The organism is Paenibacillus pseudetheri (genome assembly GCF_924513355.1).
GTDB lineage: Bacteria > Bacillota > Bacilli > Paenibacillales > Paenibacillaceae > Paenibacillus_AQ > Paenibacillus_AQ pseudetheri.
In genome coordinates, this window is the sequence record NZ_CAKMAB010000006.1 from 139,348 (window position 1) to 155,962 (window position 16,615).

The window sequence follows — 16,615 nt, forward strand, 5'->3', positions numbered from 1 at the left end:
TTGTGTTCATCTGTTTGAATCTGACTGCTATATCCCATAGCGCCTCTGTGTTTCCAAAAGCTCTACGACTGCCTGCTTTGGCACAGGTCTGCTAATTAGGTAGCCTTGAACCTTGTCGCAGCCTAATTGCTTGAGCAAATCCATCTGAATAACCTCTTCTACACCCTCTGCTACAACTTTTAGTCCCATATTATGCCCCAACTGTATAATGGACTGCACAAAAGACTGGCTGTTAGCTTTTTCTGAGAGTGAATCAATAAAAGTTTTATCCATCTTGAGCGTTGAAATCGGCAATTGCTGCAAATAGCTAAGTGATGAGTAACCCGTTCCGAAATCATCCAAGGCGATACTAATGCCCTTAGATTTAAGAAACTGCAGCTTACCCAGAATACTCTCAAATGATTTCATAAAAATAGACTCCGTGATTTCCAGCTCAAGACAGCTTGGATTTAGGCCACTTACTGCCAGACTATCCTGTACCATCTCGATAAAGTCGTTCTGAAATAGCTGAATAATCGAAATGTTGACCGATATTTTATAAGGAACACCTGTAAGATCTTGAATACCTTTCATAAAGATGCAAGATTCGCGAAGCACCCATTCACCAATATCGATGATCAGTCTGGAATCCTCAGCAATTTTTATAAAAGAAAGTGGAGATACAGAACCAAGCGAGGGGCTGTTCCAACGAATTAATGCCTCAAAACCTGAGATGAATCCGGACTCGATATCCATCTGCGGCTGATAGTACAGTTCAAATTCATTGTTGTTCATAGCACTGCGCAAATGCTTCTCTATATTCATCCGTTCATTAAACGCTGTATGCATCGATTTGTCATAGACTACATAAGTTCCCTTGCCGTCCTCTTTAGCACGGTACATCGCCACGTCCGCATTACTCAAAATTTGTTCGGCCGTCTCTCCATCCTCTGGATAAAAGGAAATCCCTATGCTTAACGAGACGTACAGATTGCTCTCGTCGATCAAAAAGGACTGCCTGAACGCTCTCATTATACGCTCTGCCAGATTCAATACAGCCTCACGGTCCTCAGTATCCTTAATAAAAATAACAAATTCATCTCCACCTAGCCGTGAGAGCATATCCCCTTCATGCATCAGCGACTGCAATCTCTCACTAGCCTTCCGAATGAGTACATCCCCGGATTTATGACCCAAGGTATCGTTGATGTATTTGAAATTATCTGAATCTAGAAACAGTAGTGCAAATTTCCCTCCCGGATGCTTTAGATACTTCTCCATGGTCTCCAGCAGACATAAACGGTTAGGTAAGTTACTAAGCGCATCCACATAAGCCAGACGATGCATATGTTTCTGGTTGTCTAGAAGCATATTATATTGTACTAGAAACTCCTGTTGAGTAGTCGCGAGCTGCTCATAGGTCGCCCCAAGTTCTTGGTAGCTGTTGCTCAGTTTAAGCTCCGCTTGCTTCCGCTCGCTGATATCAATCAAGGAGCCCATGAACAACAGAACTTCATCCTTTGGATTAACGGTAGCCTTACCCCTAACTTGAAACCACACGATTTGATTATCTTTGGTAATCATGCGGAACTCCGTTTCGAAAATAGGTGTAACACCCTCCAGGTGATCATGTTTAAGCTTACGGGTTGAAGCAATGTCATCAGGATGAACAATACTAAACGCTCCATCTTCAAATGAGTTGATTTCATCCTTCCTGTAGCCCATGAGTTCATACCATCGATCGGATAAATTAAAACGTCTCGCCTCCAAATCAAACTCCCACATATATGCACCAGAGCCTTCTGTGGTGAGCCGGAAACGCCGTTCACTGATTTGGAGCTTATTAAATTGTTCCTGCAGATCAACTTCAGTCGCTGACAACTCTTCGTAAGTAGCTTCCAATTCCCTATAACTTAGCTGTAGCCTCAGCTCATTCTGTTTACGATCATCGATATCCACACCTACAAGTACAAAGATATCGGTTGCCTGCTTATCGAGTCCTTTTAATAATGCTGTCCGAAATGAGAAATATCGCGCTTCAGGTGAATGGTCTGGGAGCTTAAGTTCTACATTGCTAACATACTCGAGTCGTAACGCTCGCATCAGAAGATCCCGGATAGCAGCCGTACTACCTTTCAGTCCATCAATATCCTCAATATTAACTCCCAGTACCTCTTTTTCACTTAAACCCGTCATCCGCTCAGCGAACTTGTTAAACCGCACTACCTTTTTATCTGCCTGCACCGCCCAAACCACCATACCACTATGCTCTATAACATCCTCAAAAAATTGATGCTCCGAATAAGCAGCACGCCGTAAACGGTTATTATACAATTTCAGCAGAATTAAACTAAGAATAAGAAGACAGAATAGAACGATTGCTCCGTATACCAATCTCTTGTGGATCATGCCTTTATAATAATCAGAATGAGCAAAGAAATAGTTCTGATACAATTCTTCAAAAGCACCCGAATCCTGCAATTCTTCCAATCTTTCGTTGATATAAGAAACTAACTCCGGGGTGAACTTATTGATTGCAAAAGCTACATCCCTGGGGTAAAGATCGCCGATTTCCTTTATAATACTATCCGTCTTCTCTTGTTCAACGAGCAGATAATCGACCACCTCCTGATTCTCAAATAGAAGGTCGATCTCCCCTTTATCTAAAGCCTTCAAGGCTTCAGGAATCGTTGCATATTCTACGTAATCATTAATTCCCAGCTTCCCGTTCAGTACTGTTTCAGAATACTGCCCGTTTCCTAGACCTATCTTATACTTTTGCAACGTGTTTAAATCGATCTCACCCTTAAGCCCTCGCCTTGCGTAGATGGAAATATAGCTTTTGAAAACAGGTTCTGAAAATAACAACTCTTGTTTTCGTCTTTCGGTTATTGCCATTAGACCCGCAGTTTCGATATCTCCCTGAATGAGCCGACTATACACATCAGGCCACTTCCCTGTACTGTAATGGACGTCGTAATCCTGCTTCTCAAAGATCATACTACTCAATTCCATATCAAAACCTGTTATGTACCCATCTTTAACATATTTATAAGGTGGATATTCCAGCTCTACTTGGTATTCGATCTCCTTTCTTTCGGCGTGAATGGCAGTAGGAGGTAAGAGCATATACAGAATGCTAATCAGAAGCAACAGTTTGCACTGCTTCATCGTTCATTCCCCCTTTTTACTGAATTTACAGTAATATCCTTAATTATATTCGACAAAATATGTCAATACCCCTGCTATTTCCGTCCTCGTCACACAATATACGCAAATCCCATCGATACCCCTTCCCTTTGCAAATTATATAAAATTAGGGAGGCTACATTTTTATATTGCTTTTTAGATGGAAAATGTGGATAATAGCAATAATGATACAAGTTGATAATGATTATCATTATTAAATAAGTTATTGATTTCACTTTACTATATTTAAGTTAAAAGGAGACTGATCACCCATGAACGTTACCTCTACCCGAACAACACTACAGGTTGACGATTATCTGGATCTGCTCAATCTTGCCGTTAAAGTCGGAGATTTAAAATGGCAAAAAGAAATTAAATCCAGATTGCAATACATTCTCTGTCTGCCGACAAGATAACCTTCTGCATATTCGCCGCATTCCTTTTCAGGAATGCGGCTTTTTTTGCTGGTATGATTCGGGGCAATGTAAGAATAGGAGAACTCCGGGTCACGTGAGGTTTAATGATATAGTATAATTATCAGCATAATATATTGAATACAAAGTCCTTCAGATTGGAGCGTGTCAGCTTGAAAAAGTATATAGCTTTATTCTTATTGATCAGCGTGTTATGGATACCCGGTGCATATGCCGCCGAAATCCCTGCTCAACAGGGATTAGTAACCGATAAAGCTGGAATGTTTAGTTCCGCAGAAGCGACGTCCATTTCTGCTGCTGCCACTGGAGATCTCGTTACTATGCATGTACTCACCGTAGATTCCTTAAACGGCACTCCGGCCGATAAATACGCCGAGGATACTTACGCCTCATGGGGACTGTCCACACGCGATATTCTCTTGCTGATCTCCGCTGGCGATCAGTCCATTGAACTTAATTTTAACAATCCTGGCTTTCAAACCTCGTTAAATGCCTGGTCTCAAAATCAGGGAGGGAAATCAGGAAGTGCTGCCATTACAGCGCTGCTTGATACTTATTTCATCCCTTATGCCAAAGAAGGAGACTTCGCTGGAGGGACAAAGGCTTTAATTAAAGCGGTCCATTCCATCGGGGAGAGTACCGGAAATGCTGGAGGAAGTGCAGGTAGTGGCAGCGCAGTTGGCAGTACGGACAGTAGTACAGGGAAAGGAACATCCGGCAATCCAGTTACCTCAGTCAGTACCGGAAGCCGCTCCAGTAGCTCCATGTTTACGATTGCCGCCATTCTCATCGGAATCGTACTAATACTACTTGTACTATTCATAGTGATCACAGGCCTGCGCCGACGCAAACAACTAAGCGAGCAACAGGAGCAGTTATCTAATTTGCTAGTCCAAGCGAATCGGGCACTGGAGTCATTAAAGCCATTTCAGGGGATCGTTCAGGGGAAAACCGAGGTGCTGGTAGAAGGCATTTCAAAACGACTGTCTGCAAAGCTCGTTGAAATCTCTTCTTTTCAAAGTGATGGGAACGGTGTACAGCCACCCTTCTATCGTTTGACTGCCCTTAAGGCGGCCGTGGAACAATTACAGCAGACAGAGGCCTCCTTCCGCGCAGCGCTTGAGGAGGAAGAAAAGAACATCGCTGTCATCAGGGAAGCAGATCGCAATGTTAAACAGCGTATTACAGAACTGAAAGAGGATACGCCAGAGCTTGAAGAACAGCTACAAGGTGCAGTTAAAGAAACTGGCTATGCACTCCAAGAAATTGTAGAAGAGCTTAAGGAGCTTGCCGAGGAGACCTCTAAGGCAGATCAATTGGAGCTTTTTGACCCTATTGCTGCACAAGAAATTACCGAGGATGCACAAGATCGCCAAGAAAAGATTGAACAAGACCTGAAGGATGTCGATCTCTACGATGATAAACTAAACCAGTTCCCTACAGTATTAGCTGCAGCACGTGCGAAAATCACAAACATCATCGAGCAGAATTCACTCCACAACATGAAGGTAAAACCATTTGACCGTCTGGAACAAGCCCGTGCAGAATCGCTAACGCTTGAAGCGCCGCTGCGTGTTGGAGATATGGATGAGGTGCGCAAGATTGGGGCCACTCTTGACCTTCTCCTAGATGAGGCTGTTGCTATGACAGAACAACAAGCACTCCTTCGGCAGAACAACCGCAGAGATTTAGAGACATTCCGCACCGAATGGAGCCAATTAAAACAGCGGCGTGACGGACTGCAAAGCCGGATTACCGAAGCACGTATGTATTTTGAAGAACAACATGTGTTAACTGTGGAGAATATCCTTACAGAGTGGAGCACACGCCTTCGGGAAGGTGCTAGTGAAGTGGCGCAGATTGAGAATTGGACCAGTGATGAGCGCGGCGAATATGATAAGGCCCACAATGCGCTAGAACAGTTGCTGTCCCTCCAAGATGAAGCTGCAAGGCAGTTCGATGGTATCTCAGAAAGTCTAAATGCACTTCATGAAAGACTAGATAAGGTCACTCGCCTCTTTTCCGAAGGGCAAAGCCGGGTGGAAACGACCCAGCGAATGCTGCATAGCAGAGGGTTATCTTCTAGAATTCGCTTCGAGCTATCCTTACTGCCGGAATACAGTGCACTGGATCATCGCCTGGCATCCCGGCCTTATAATCTTGAGGAACTGGAATCCCTTGGCCGTTCTTATGATTCACAAATCACTTCCTTTGTGAATGAAGCAAACCGACTCGTTCGTCAGAAGGAAGAAGAAGAACGACTAGCTCAATTAGCTATGATGAGAGAACAGCAACGTCGAGCGCAGGCTCGCAAACGAATGTCCTCTGGCCCACCTTCATCAGGCGGATTCGGTGGAGGACGCTCCTCCGGTGGCTCTTCCTGGGGTGGAGGCGGCAGCGGTGGCAGATCCTCCGGTGGCTCTTCTTGGGGCGGCGGAGGGAAGTCCGGCCGAAATTCATCAGGCGGATCCAAGTGGTAGACTATTTTCAAACAAAAGACTCTTCCAGCCTGCTTGAGCGGAAGAGTCTTTTATTATGAATTACTGCTTGCATGACGAAAAAATAGCCGAGACAAGCCCTTTATTTTATTGGCAGATAAATCGTAACGGCTGTACCTACGCCCTCTTCACTTGCTATGGTCACGCGTCCTCTATGTGCAGACACTATTTTTTTAACAATCATGATTCCCAGTCCATTACCGTCACCTCTGGTCGTGTGAAAAGGCTCACCTAATTTATCCAGTACTTCCTGGTTCATACCCTCTCCGTTATCTGTGAAGGTAATCGTCTGGAAGCCATTCTCCACATCTAGGGCAACTGTAATGCTTCCGCCAAAGGGCAAGGCTTCCATCGAGTTTCTTAGGATGTTTAGGAAAACCTGCTTAATCTGATTGCGATCACACACGATATTCGCATCAAAATGGATTTGCGTGTTCAATAATATATTATTCATCTCCACTTGAATCGCAAAGATGCTGAGCACTTCCTGCAGAATCCCGCTACATTGTTCTACCCTGTAATGCGCGGCCTGCGGTTTGCCTAGTATGAGGAACTCGCTCACAATGAGGTTCATTCTTTCTACTTCTGACATAATAAGATCGTAATGTAGCAGCTGCGAATCTTTATTGGCCAGTTGAAGCATTCCCTTGACTGTAGTCAGCGGATTTCGAATCTCATGTGCGATACTCATGGCCAGTTGTCCAGCGACCACTAGCTTCTCTGTATTGCGCAGCACTTCTTCCGTTTTTTTCATCTCTGTGATATTACGAAGACTCCCAATCACTCGAGCCAAGCATGCATTCGAATCGTAAACCGGAAGTACATCCAGCATATAATGCTCAAATAAACCATTACTCTCCTGAATCACTTCCAGCCCAGCACAAGCCTCTTGCTGAAGAATGGCATGCTGAAAATAAGAGCCCACATTCCGAATTCCGAAGACACTGGCACCGATAACAGATTCTTGATGTTCACCATCCAAATGAAGCATAGTTAAGCAGTTCTCATTTATATTGACGATCATTCCGAGTTCATCCGTTATAATAACACCTAAGTAATTGGTATCCAATAGGATTCGATTTAAAAGCTGAAGCTCAGCATTCCCTCTACGCAGCAAAATCTCGCGTTCGATGGAGTCAGCCATGGTACAGAGCAAAGGCAATAAGTGGGGATGCGCTACATCTATATCCGCCATAAATGATATCGTCCCCAATATTTCAAGCCCATCCTCTTTATAAAAAGGAGCCGTGCAGCACACTAAACGATGAAGAATTTGATGATAATGGTCTTGTCCCTTCAACTGAAAAGGCCGCTGGTATTCGAGACACAACGCAATTGAATTTGTACCCACTTCTTTATTTAGTTGCACACCTTCTTTGATGCCAACCTGCCCAACGAGATCAATAATTGTCGGATCCCCTTTGAACGCCAATAGATAACCTGCATCATCCGATATCGTAACAAGGATCGGATTACCTTTCACTGAAGAAAGAAACTTAGTCACAAAAAAATCAATAACCTCAATCACTTCACTATATACATGGAGTTGTGACCCCAGTTCATCTGCAGCATAACATTTTGGAAAAATAGGAGGCTGCTCAGGGTCTATTCCTTGATCCATGCAATGCTGATTGGAAGCCTTAATGATAGTCTCATCCGTCAGTACCCCTGTTGTCTTTTCCAAAGCCTTACCCCATTCTGTATGAATCTTCAATTTTGTAATACTAATATGTATTCTACTTCTTTCCCTCTAATCCTTTTGAACCCTAAAAAATCAAAATATCCCAATGCGAATAAATTTCTAGCAGCACAAAAAACTCCGCTCTTTTAAAGAGCGAAGTTGCGGATTCACATTATTTCTTCTTAATGTTTCGGATCATCCAGAAAAGGTTTGTTCACATAATAATACATAACCCCCATCAGAACCCCACCGCCAATTAGATTACCGATTGTAACGGGCACAAGGTTATGTACCACACCGCCCCACGAAACCGTCCCTGGATGGTCAAGAACCAGTGCAATCGCAAAGGTACACATATTGGCAATACTATGCTCATAACCGGAGATGAAAAAACAGAATACGAATAAGACCATTGCGAACATCTTAGCCCCATCGCCTTTGATATTCATCGGTATGAAAAAAGCCATACAGACGAGCCAGTTACAGAGGATAGCACGGAAAAAAAGCTGGCCTGCCGGAGCCTCCATCTTATGCTCAACCACATATAGTAAAAAACCATTTACATCAGAGCTGTAAAACAATCCTGTTAAAAAAATCAACAGCGCAAATGCAGCAGCACCAAGAATGTTACCGATATAACTCATGACCCACATGCGTACAACCTCGGACCATTTCATTTTTCGTCTCAAAGCCGTGTACGTGTAATAGAAAGTATCTCCGGTAAATAAGTCCCCCCCACCGTATGAGATTAGGATGATTGCTGCTCCAAAAGTAATCGCAGCCATTGGATACGCAAATGGTGAATGCACCATATAGAAGTAGTTGCCTGTCTTGAACGCTACAATTACACCGAACCCTATAAACATGCTGGCCAGCATGGCTCTGGCAATATAGCGCAATATACTTTGCCGATAGATCTTCTGTTTCTTAAGTGCTAATTGTTCAACCTGTAGCAGCGCCTCGTTCTCCATGTGACCTCCTTAGGAATTTGGGTTTTCCAGCTAGTAATGGGCTAATCGTGCAATCTTGCGTTATTATACCCAATAACCAGCTAGAAATTACTTGAACCAAATCATGGTAAAAATCCTAAGTATCCTCATTCATTTTTGCAATCGCTTCTGCTCTTTCACTGCTGGCTACGATGATAAGCACGAGTATCAAGCACCCTAAGATCATATGCCTATCCTCACTTCCTCCACATGTATTCTTGTGACAACTTATGTGTGAAGATAGGGCTTTATGATTGAGTATTGGCGTTTAAAAAAAGCCTGTTGAATGAATTCAACAGGCTCCGCGATCTATTCTCTGTATTTCTATTATTATCAGAAATAATTTAGTTCAAGAAACTGCTCAGTTGACTCTCAGCCTCTCCTTGCTTCAGTGCAGGCTTGTCCGCCTCATTTAGCCCTAAACGATTGCCTAGCTGAGTATTGATTGCTGTCATTTTAGACGTATAATCCTGGCAGCTCTCAATAATACGACGGTTGGACTGTTCTGAAGTGTCTAATGCACTAAGCAGATCGCCTATCGCTTGATTCACAGCTTCCATAGACATAGAAGGCTTAGATAGCAACTCGGTTGTTTTCTCCGTAGTGGTACGCAGCAGACGTGCATTTTCTTTGAATTGATCTTCAATCGTCTTATTCGTCGCTTCTACAGCGTTGATAACATTCTCCTGATCCGCTAACGACATCGCAATCATTGCCGACACTGTAATTAGATTAGAGGTCTTATCAATAGCGTTATTCACGGAATCAATCAGCTTGTCATTATTGTCATTAATGATGTCTGTAGCAGCAATCGCTTGATTGTACAGCAGAATCATTTCTGTCATCGACTGAATTCGAACCATCACTTTACGCAAGCCGCGCTCCAGATAAGCTTTACGGTACTCATTCTCAGGCTTCGCGATCTCTACCTCGAACAACTCTTTCAACTTAGTACCGAAAGCAATTTTGGTCTGTAGGTTATAGATCTCTTCCATGGAAGTACGTTTCAGCTGACGCATATTCACAATGCTCTCTTCGAGGGTATCTCTACCATCGCGAAGCCCTGTAACAATGGCATCAATGTTCGTGCGGACCGACTGATATTTGTACACATAGTTCTTCATCGGACTCTTGCGCAGCATCTTGCCAAAGAAGCTCACATTCTTACTCTGCTGTAGATTCTCACACTCATTCCGCAGCTTCATAATCATGTTAGGCACTTCAACGCGTTTGCCTGACATCAAGTCATTCACTGGGCGATCCAGTAGCTTCAAGGTTTGTCCTGCTTTTTCCTGCGTCTTAACCCCGAGCTTACCGATATCATCCATCAGGGAATCCAGTGTAACAGTATCCGTTTGGGATACCTTCTCAATTAATTGCGCCGCTTCCTCGACTACCTTTTGTTCATCTTCTTTTTTTAATTGGATCAACTGCGTGGACATGGGATTCCCTCCTATAGTTCGGAACTGCTATACCGCTGATGAATCAGTTCCGCCTTCGTCTGAAGTTCCATCAGGTCTTTATGTTCGATCGTGGACGCGATATCTGATATTTTGGAATCGACATCTCTTAGACCGTTCAGCAGCATTCTCCGATTCTTCGTCTTTGCTTCACCGCCTAGGCGTAAGAACGGGTTAATTACACCATTTAAATCCTTCAGAATCAATCTGCGGACGGTATGATTAATCTCGCCATTATTCAGCTCCTGCAGCAGTGGAATTACACGTTGAAGCCTTGCGAAGAGTGCCAGTGATTTCTCGACGATTTCATTGTCCAGCGTATCCTTCTGCCCTTCTGAGATAATCATATCTTCCAGAATGCTAAGATACTCTACAACCGGAGCGAACTCCGGTCCAATCTTCACAGCGCCTTCAGTTCTACCGTCGAAGCCGTGATTACTTGATGTAGTATCATTTGTCGTGTTACTTAATTGTGGAGCACTCACAGCGGACGGCTCAGCAATAGGTGCCGTCACAGGGCCCGCTGGCAACACCTCCGCCGGGAGATTGGTTCTTGGACTTCTCGTAACCAGAGCACCTATCCCCGCACCCGCTAAAGGCAGCAGCAGAGAGATGAATTCGGGCAGAAAAGAGCTCGTTAATACAGCGACAACGTAGCCGATACCGGCGTAAAGCAATACTTTCGATTTAAACTGAATTGTTCTCACCTCTTGTGAGCGACTTTATGAACGCTCAATTCACGGCATCCGGAATGACAGATTGGCCGTTTATTTTCATAATCATCGGTTGCTCCAGATGGCTGGCCAGTACATCTCCTTCAAAATTCATAGGCTGAACCTCACCACCGAGTGCGCTTTTGACGGCTAAATAAGGAAAGTTAATCCCTGACAGACATGACATATGCAGTCCACCGGACATTCGTGGGTTAATTTCCAACAACTTTGGAATATCTCCATTGTATTTCATTTGAATATTGAAATTGAAGGGGATCTTGTAAACTTCTGCAACTCTAGCTGCAATCTCCTCCAGTTCAGGAATATGCTCCATCAATCGCAGACGACCGCCCACTTTTCGACGTGGCACAGCTACTAACAGCTTACCGTTCTCATCTGCCAGACAATCTATACTATACTCGTAACCCTCCAGTAATTCCATCACCATCAAATCAGGGAAGGTCTCTTTGCTTGCAAGAATACGATAGGCATCATCAAACGTAATCAATGGAGTTACATACCCAAAAAGCTCTTGAAGAGGATCGCGGGTATTGTCGATAATACGGAAGCCTAACCCGCCTTCTGTTTCAGTAGGCTTAAAGCAAACACGATGTCCCTTAGCAACAAGGTCCTCGTATGCGTCTTTAAACTGCTCCGCTGTACTAATTACATGATAATCCGGGATACTCATGATGCCCTGCTCACTAACATTCTCGTAAAATTTACCTTTGTCCATAATGGACTCCAGCAGATCAAGATCTCTACATACCAGAACCTTTGTACCAATCGCATCAAACATTGCCACATGGAGAGCAATATCAAGCATATGCAACCGTGGAATAAAAACATCGATCTCATTACGCCGACAGAAATCAACGCAAAACTGAACATATTCTATTCCCTTCAGCGCCGGCTCGGTTTCAGCAAAGTCAGCACCTTGTAGCGACATATGGCGGATATCAGGATGTGTTGCAAAGATTTGAACCGGTATACCATCCTCGTTATTGCGGAGGAGATTCATATAATGGTAAGCCACGGAAAACCAACGGTTGAAATAAATATTTACCTTTTTCATAGTGGCCCCACTCCCAATGCAGTTAGATTATTATAGATCATATTTACATACTGCAAAATCTCATCTCCAGCAAATACACCTGATTCTTTCGTAAATGGATATCTTGATTTTACAAGACCACTCTGTTGCTCTGCAAATATTTCACCATGGCAAGGGGCAATAGCATAGTCGGCACTCTCAAGCAGACTCTTATCTAGCAATGAATCCCCAGATGCCACCATAGGTTCAGAGCGGACGGTGCGCCGCAAATGAAGTATAGCGTCGCTTTTGTTCACGGCAGCCGGCACAGCGTACAACTTCCGGCCTTGTAAAGAAACTCTCCAGCCGAGATTATAGAGCCGATCTGACAGATTAGTGATTTCATCTAAAGGTAACTGATCCCGATAAACCATGAAGGAATAGAATAGATCATCACAATAATTCTCACTAATGATCCAATCCTCTCGTACAACAGCCTTGATATATGATCTAACCTCTTCGGCCCCAGCAGAGTAACGAGCTACCAATCTACTGATTGATTCTCTCCATTCCTTATCGACAACACCACCGATTAGGATATTTCCCCCATTGCTTGTAACCGCATAGTCAGGTATGACCGTTTCTTGAAACAGATTGATACGCTTGTATTGTTGTATCGTACGCGTAGTAACCGGAATGAAAATAATCCGTGTATTCAAATCTATCAGCTGATTCAATGCTTGCTGCGAAATATAGGATCTTGTCTTTTCCTCTATGATTTCCGCCGGAATTAGACCCGGAGTATTCTCAGGAACACCAATTGCACCTAATGAATAGATCAAAGTACGGTCCAGATCACTAGCATATATCATTCTGTCTCCCCTTTCAGCGGTTTAATTATTCCGCAACAGGAGTACGTCATTCCAGGAAAGATCTCAACAGGAACGCCCCGGTCCTTCGCTAAGAGAAGAATATGCTTTAGATTCGGATTATCCATAGTATCGACAAGAATTTTCCAAGGTACTCTGCGCAGTAATACGCGGGTTGTTTCGCCGACTCCCGGCTTTATCAGATTAATGTTATCTATACCGAAAGTCTCCTGAATACTCTGAATATCACGAAGCCCCTGCCAAGTAATTTCTGGCGGATGCTCCAGCATCTGTTCAGCAATATTCTTTGCTTCTGCTACTACGGAAGGAAAATACGGGCAAATCGTATCAATAAATACATTGGATTCGTCCGCATCCAGCCACTCCTTATAAAACTTTGAACCATGAAATTCCTCAGGACCAATAAGATCAGCGTGTAACACCGTTCGGCTCATCAGCCCTGAAACGGTAGAGTTTAAGCAGGCGCTAGGAATGAGATAATCTTCTCTAGTCCCAAATGTGCCTGCGCAGTTTCCAGGGTCAGCCAAAACGGCAAGATCATCATTTAAGCGAATACCATACTTCTGGTAGAGGCTGTTGCATGAATCAATCAGCACCCCACGGATAGCCCCTTTTCCTGTCCACCCATCCACAAACTGCAAATCAGCAGCAAGTCCATGCTTCTGCAGAATGTAGAGTATCGCATTCTCATCTATACCTTTTCCTCGAATAATAGAAATACTATAATGCGGTAAATCCACTTCATATCTCTCTGCTATATAACGCTTAATCAATATCCCAACGGGAGTTCCTGCTCTAGCCAAAGAGACAAGCACACAACCTAGCCCTCTTCTTGCGACAATCATCTCAGAGACAATCGCAACAGCCAAAGCTACCTTTTTAGCCGATTGCTGTAGCGTCTCATGAAACAAGTCAATATACTGCTCGGTAGGCTGATATTCAATAGGCAGCATCTCAGAATAATGGACACCCGATTGAATAGCTTCCTCCCTTTCTTCCGTCGCCAGTTCTAGCGAAACATCACTAAGATCCTTCAGCAGAAACGTAACATCTGACGGTGGATAGCTACCTAGCGGAACCGGTCCTGCTATTTTTTTGTCCATGACTTTATGATTACTTGTTCCCTTCATACTGGGGGCCTCCACTTCTTCCTTCAGGAGTCAGTACAATTAGATGCACTTTATGGCGGGCCAGTGTCTTCAGTATATCAAGCATGGGTTTCATTCGTTCATGCGGTACATCACGCTCGATCAGCACGAATATTTCATCATACTGATCAGGATCCACATTATAAATAAAGTTTGTAATTTCCGGATCGCTAGCTGAAGGATATGCGGCAGCACTATGCACTCCGTAATCTGGTCGACGTTCAGGGTGGATTGGACTACGAGTAGAGGACTGATATGAAATACCTTCCCCCATCTCAGCCGCTATCCGCATAGGAAGGTACATAAATTCCCCTACACCCATCACTAGAGTCTTAGAATCTCCCCCTCGTAGTTCTCTTAGCTGAGCGGCTATCCGGGTTACACCTACATCAAGGCCATCATTATTCAGCGACTCCAGTCCGAAACGTCCGCTGTATTTCACATAAGGAGACGAGTTGATGTCACCATATGAATCTACGGATGTTGCCTGCAGACGTTCTAAACCGTCCACCACATAAGTGGTCACCACTTCGGATTCCACTGAAGACGGTAACAAATCTTTGTCATTCCTAGCATTTAACAAAGGCGTGCCTTTTACTTCAATACTTCCTTGAAGCAAACACAAGGACCTAATCCGAATCCCCAGTTCCTGTTCTAATTCGCTATAGGTATGAAGATTGTTACCGCTCCTCCAATCCAAAATAGAGACGACTACGTATTCCTCCCGAGGGAATTTGGACTGAATATCACGGATCGTATTAATTGCTGTATTCCCCGTTGTAATCTCATCATCCACCAGTATAATTGGCTCAGTCCCTGATAACAGTTCAGCGTTCAAGGCGTAACACAGATGATCAACCGCATGTGAATGCTCTTCTTCAAAGCTAACAATGGACTCCAAATCGATGATATGTTCACGGGTAGTATGAATATATGATGCTGCATCAGCAAACATGTTGTACACACTGTGACCCAGTGCAGTTGCAGTCTCAGCAAAACCAATAAAGACAACAGGCCTAGGAAGAACTAATCGTGCGGCTAATAAATGCTGATAGGCTTCTTTGGCAGACTCAGGGTGCATCAGTCCATGTACAGCTTTATCTAATAAATCTTCCATCCTATCATTATCCGCAGAATTACCGTTCATCTCCTGATATAACAGCAGCGCTAATGCAGCACCACTTAACAGAGAGGTGTACGGATTAACAGGGATATGTTTGCCAAGTACCTTGCTGACGAACAAAAAGGAGCGTTTCTTATTAATCCGGGCCGCCATGGAGAATAAAGTATCCACAGGCAAATGAAAGGGATTAGATGTTTCGGTAACCGTGACCTGCAGGTTCTCGACTATGTTATACGTGTGTAAATTCGTTTTCGGGTAATAATCCGACAAAATGCTGTTGTTCATGTAACACCCCGTATATTTGTGATCGTAGTAAAATCCGTTTTGCCCAGTTCAAATGCGGCTTAATCTCATTCATCTTATTAGAATATTGACTCTTGAAGACTCCAAGGCTACCATCGTTACTCTCTACGATACTGCAGGCGTCAACATATTCCTCGTGCATTACCGTGTACATGGCCTGAACAGGTCTGAGGTGTGAGGGATGTATAATCGTCTTGCCCAAGATCCCATTTTCTTTATCTAAAATCACTTCACGAATAAGCCCATCCATACTGCTAGAAATGTAACTATTTCGCATGTCGCGGCCGTTTTTACCATAGGTGTCCTCAAATGGAGTCTGCCGTAGCTGTGGTCTGAGTACCCGATGCCCTTTATTCGCAAAATATTCCCATACGGGTCCGGAGATTACATACCCTTCTTCCACTCTACCAAAAATATTAATAATATCCGATATGCAGTCTCGAATAGGGGTAAGATCATAAATACTAATATCTGGACTACGGCGCAGTCCGAATAAACTTGAGAAGTCTGTTGCTCCAATTCTAACGTTCAACACATATTCGCGGTAGTTGCCTAGCAAATTACGAATAGATAAAAGACTATCTACCCGGCTCTCCCGGTAAATAATAGGCGCACTTTCCAGGATTGGCATGCCATAAAGCACTGGGTCTGAGTAATTGCGCGTTCTATTGTAATCGGCTATCGCCTCAAAATATTGGATTCCGTTGTCGACCGAAAACTTAGGGAAAACAAACCCTGTTAACATCGTAACCAAAGATCCTAATCGAAAAATCAGCTGCCGTAGCTGCTCCGGGTTACGAACTCGGATGAAGAGAAGCGGAAGACTATCACTCCCGCTTGGCTCATTCTCCTCATATGCGGCGAGAAAAATAAGATGCTGAATGAGAGACTCCTCTGCATAGTCAACCTCGTTATCTCCGATCGCATCCTCCAGATCAATAATAACGGTTACAAGTCCTGCACTTTTAAGTTTCAAAATGTCTTCGGGAACACTAGCACGAGTTGCTGGCATATAAAGGGCAGCTCCAACAGCATGAGCCAGCAAATCTTTACTCGTAGTATTATGGTTAAATGAAATCGGCGGATTATAAAATAAGGCTATTTCTTGTTCTTTTGTCAGGTAATCGAAGTATCTCAAGATGGTTCCCCCTTATAGTTTTGCGAAGCCAAGCAAA

12 protein-coding genes are annotated in these 16,615 nt (G+C 43.8%); 2 read left to right on the top strand and 10 right to left on the bottom strand.

What is annotated here, in order from left to right:
- Positions 1-27: 27 nt before the first annotated feature.
- Complete coding sequence (locus L1028_RS07695; RefSeq protein WP_234532753.1) at positions 28-3,150, bottom strand: EAL domain-containing protein; 3,123 nt, start codon at positions 3,148-3,150, stop codon at positions 28-30.
- A 290-nt stretch (positions 3,151-3,440) separates the two neighbouring features.
- On the opposite strand from L1028_RS07695, the gene L1028_RS07700 reads away from it, so the two are divergent.
- Positions 3,441-3,584, top strand: coding sequence for a hypothetical protein (locus L1028_RS07700; protein WP_167348483.1), 144 nt, complete (start codon positions 3,441-3,443; stop codon positions 3,582-3,584).
- A gap of 170 nt (positions 3,585-3,754) precedes the next feature.
- Positions 3,755-6,082 (top strand): TPM domain-containing protein, encoded by a 2,328-nt coding sequence (locus L1028_RS07705; protein WP_234532755.1) that lies wholly within the window; start codon positions 3,755-3,757, stop codon positions 6,080-6,082.
- 100 nt (positions 6,083-6,182) lie between these two features.
- Here L1028_RS07705 and L1028_RS07710 read toward each other — a convergent pair whose 3' ends face one another.
- From L1028_RS07710 to L1028_RS07750, 9 genes are all read right to left on the bottom strand, one after another.
- Positions 6,183-7,814, bottom strand: a complete 1,632-nt coding sequence (locus L1028_RS07710) for an ATP-binding protein (RefSeq protein ID WP_234532756.1) — start codon at positions 7,812-7,814, stop codon at positions 6,183-6,185.
- 149 nt (positions 7,815-7,963) lie between these two features.
- A complete protein-coding gene (locus L1028_RS07715) occupies positions 7,964-8,752 on the bottom strand; it encodes a formate/nitrite transporter family protein (protein ID WP_234532758.1) in 789 nt (262 codons plus the stop codon).
- 362 nt (positions 8,753-9,114) lie between these two features.
- Positions 9,115-10,212, bottom strand: coding sequence for a toxic anion resistance protein (locus L1028_RS07720; protein WP_234532760.1), 1,098 nt, complete (start codon positions 10,210-10,212; stop codon positions 9,115-9,117).
- A gap of 11 nt (positions 10,213-10,223) precedes the next feature.
- Positions 10,224-10,928 carry a hypothetical protein gene (locus L1028_RS07725; protein ID WP_234532900.1) on the bottom strand — a complete coding sequence of 235 codons (705 nt, stop codon included), beginning with the start codon at positions 10,926-10,928 and terminating at the stop codon, positions 10,224-10,226.
- 34 nt (positions 10,929-10,962) lie between these two features.
- Positions 10,963-12,018, bottom strand: coding sequence for an ATP-grasp domain-containing protein (locus L1028_RS07730; RefSeq protein ID WP_234532762.1), 1,056 nt, complete (start codon positions 12,016-12,018; stop codon positions 10,963-10,965).
- The gene (locus L1028_RS07735; protein WP_234532764.1) at positions 12,015-12,848 is read right to left on the bottom strand and encodes an HAD family hydrolase; all 834 of its coding nucleotides are present in this window, start codon (positions 12,846-12,848) and stop codon (positions 12,015-12,017) included. The genes L1028_RS07730 and L1028_RS07735 overlap by 4 nt, the downstream gene beginning before the upstream one ends.
- Positions 12,845-13,996 (bottom strand): cysteine protease StiP family protein, encoded by a 1,152-nt coding sequence (locus L1028_RS07740; RefSeq protein ID WP_234532766.1) that lies wholly within the window; start codon positions 13,994-13,996, stop codon positions 12,845-12,847. Before L1028_RS07740 ends, L1028_RS07735 begins: the two co-directional genes overlap by 4 nt.
- Positions 13,980-15,290 (bottom strand): phosphoribosyltransferase family protein, encoded by a 1,311-nt coding sequence (locus L1028_RS07745; RefSeq protein ID WP_234532902.1) that lies wholly within the window; start codon positions 15,288-15,290, stop codon positions 13,980-13,982. The genes L1028_RS07740 and L1028_RS07745 overlap by 17 nt, the downstream gene beginning before the upstream one ends.
- Positions 15,291-15,366: 76 nt before the next feature.
- Positions 15,367-16,578 (bottom strand): HpcH/HpaI aldolase/citrate lyase family protein, encoded by a 1,212-nt coding sequence (locus tag L1028_RS07750; protein ID WP_234532769.1) that lies wholly within the window; start codon positions 16,576-16,578, stop codon positions 15,367-15,369.
- Positions 16,579-16,615 lie beyond the last annotated feature (37 nt).

What these genes read in the sequence shown, in the direction of transcription:
- L1028_RS07700 (WP_167348483.1), top strand. Translation starts at nt 3,441, where the DNA reads ATGAACGTTACCTCTACCCGAACAACACTACAGGTTGACGATTATCTG.
- L1028_RS07740 (WP_234532766.1), bottom strand. Translation starts at nt 13,996, where the DNA reads ATGAAGGGAACAAGTAATCATAAAGTCATGGACAAAAAAATAGCAGGA.
- L1028_RS07735 (WP_234532764.1), bottom strand. Translation starts at nt 12,848, where the DNA reads ATGATATATGCTAGTGATCTGGACCGTACTTTGATCTATTCATTAGGT.
- L1028_RS07720 (WP_234532760.1), bottom strand. Translation starts at nt 10,212, where the DNA reads ATGTCCACGCAGTTGATCCAATTAAAAAAAGAAGATGAACAAAAGGTA.
- L1028_RS07730 (WP_234532762.1), bottom strand. Translation starts at nt 12,018, where the DNA reads ATGAAAAAGGTAAATATTTATTTCAACCGTTGGTTTTCCGTGGCTTAC.
- L1028_RS07695 (WP_234532753.1), bottom strand. Translation starts at nt 3,150, where the DNA reads ATGAAGCAGTGCAAACTGTTGCTTCTGATTAGCATTCTGTATATGCTC.
- L1028_RS07715 (WP_234532758.1), bottom strand. Translation starts at nt 8,752, where the DNA reads ATGGAGAACGAGGCGCTGCTACAGGTTGAACAATTAGCACTTAAGAAA.
- L1028_RS07745 (WP_234532902.1), bottom strand. Translation starts at nt 15,290, where the DNA reads ATGGCGGCCCGGATTAATAAGAAACGCTCCTTTTTGTTCGTCAGCAAG.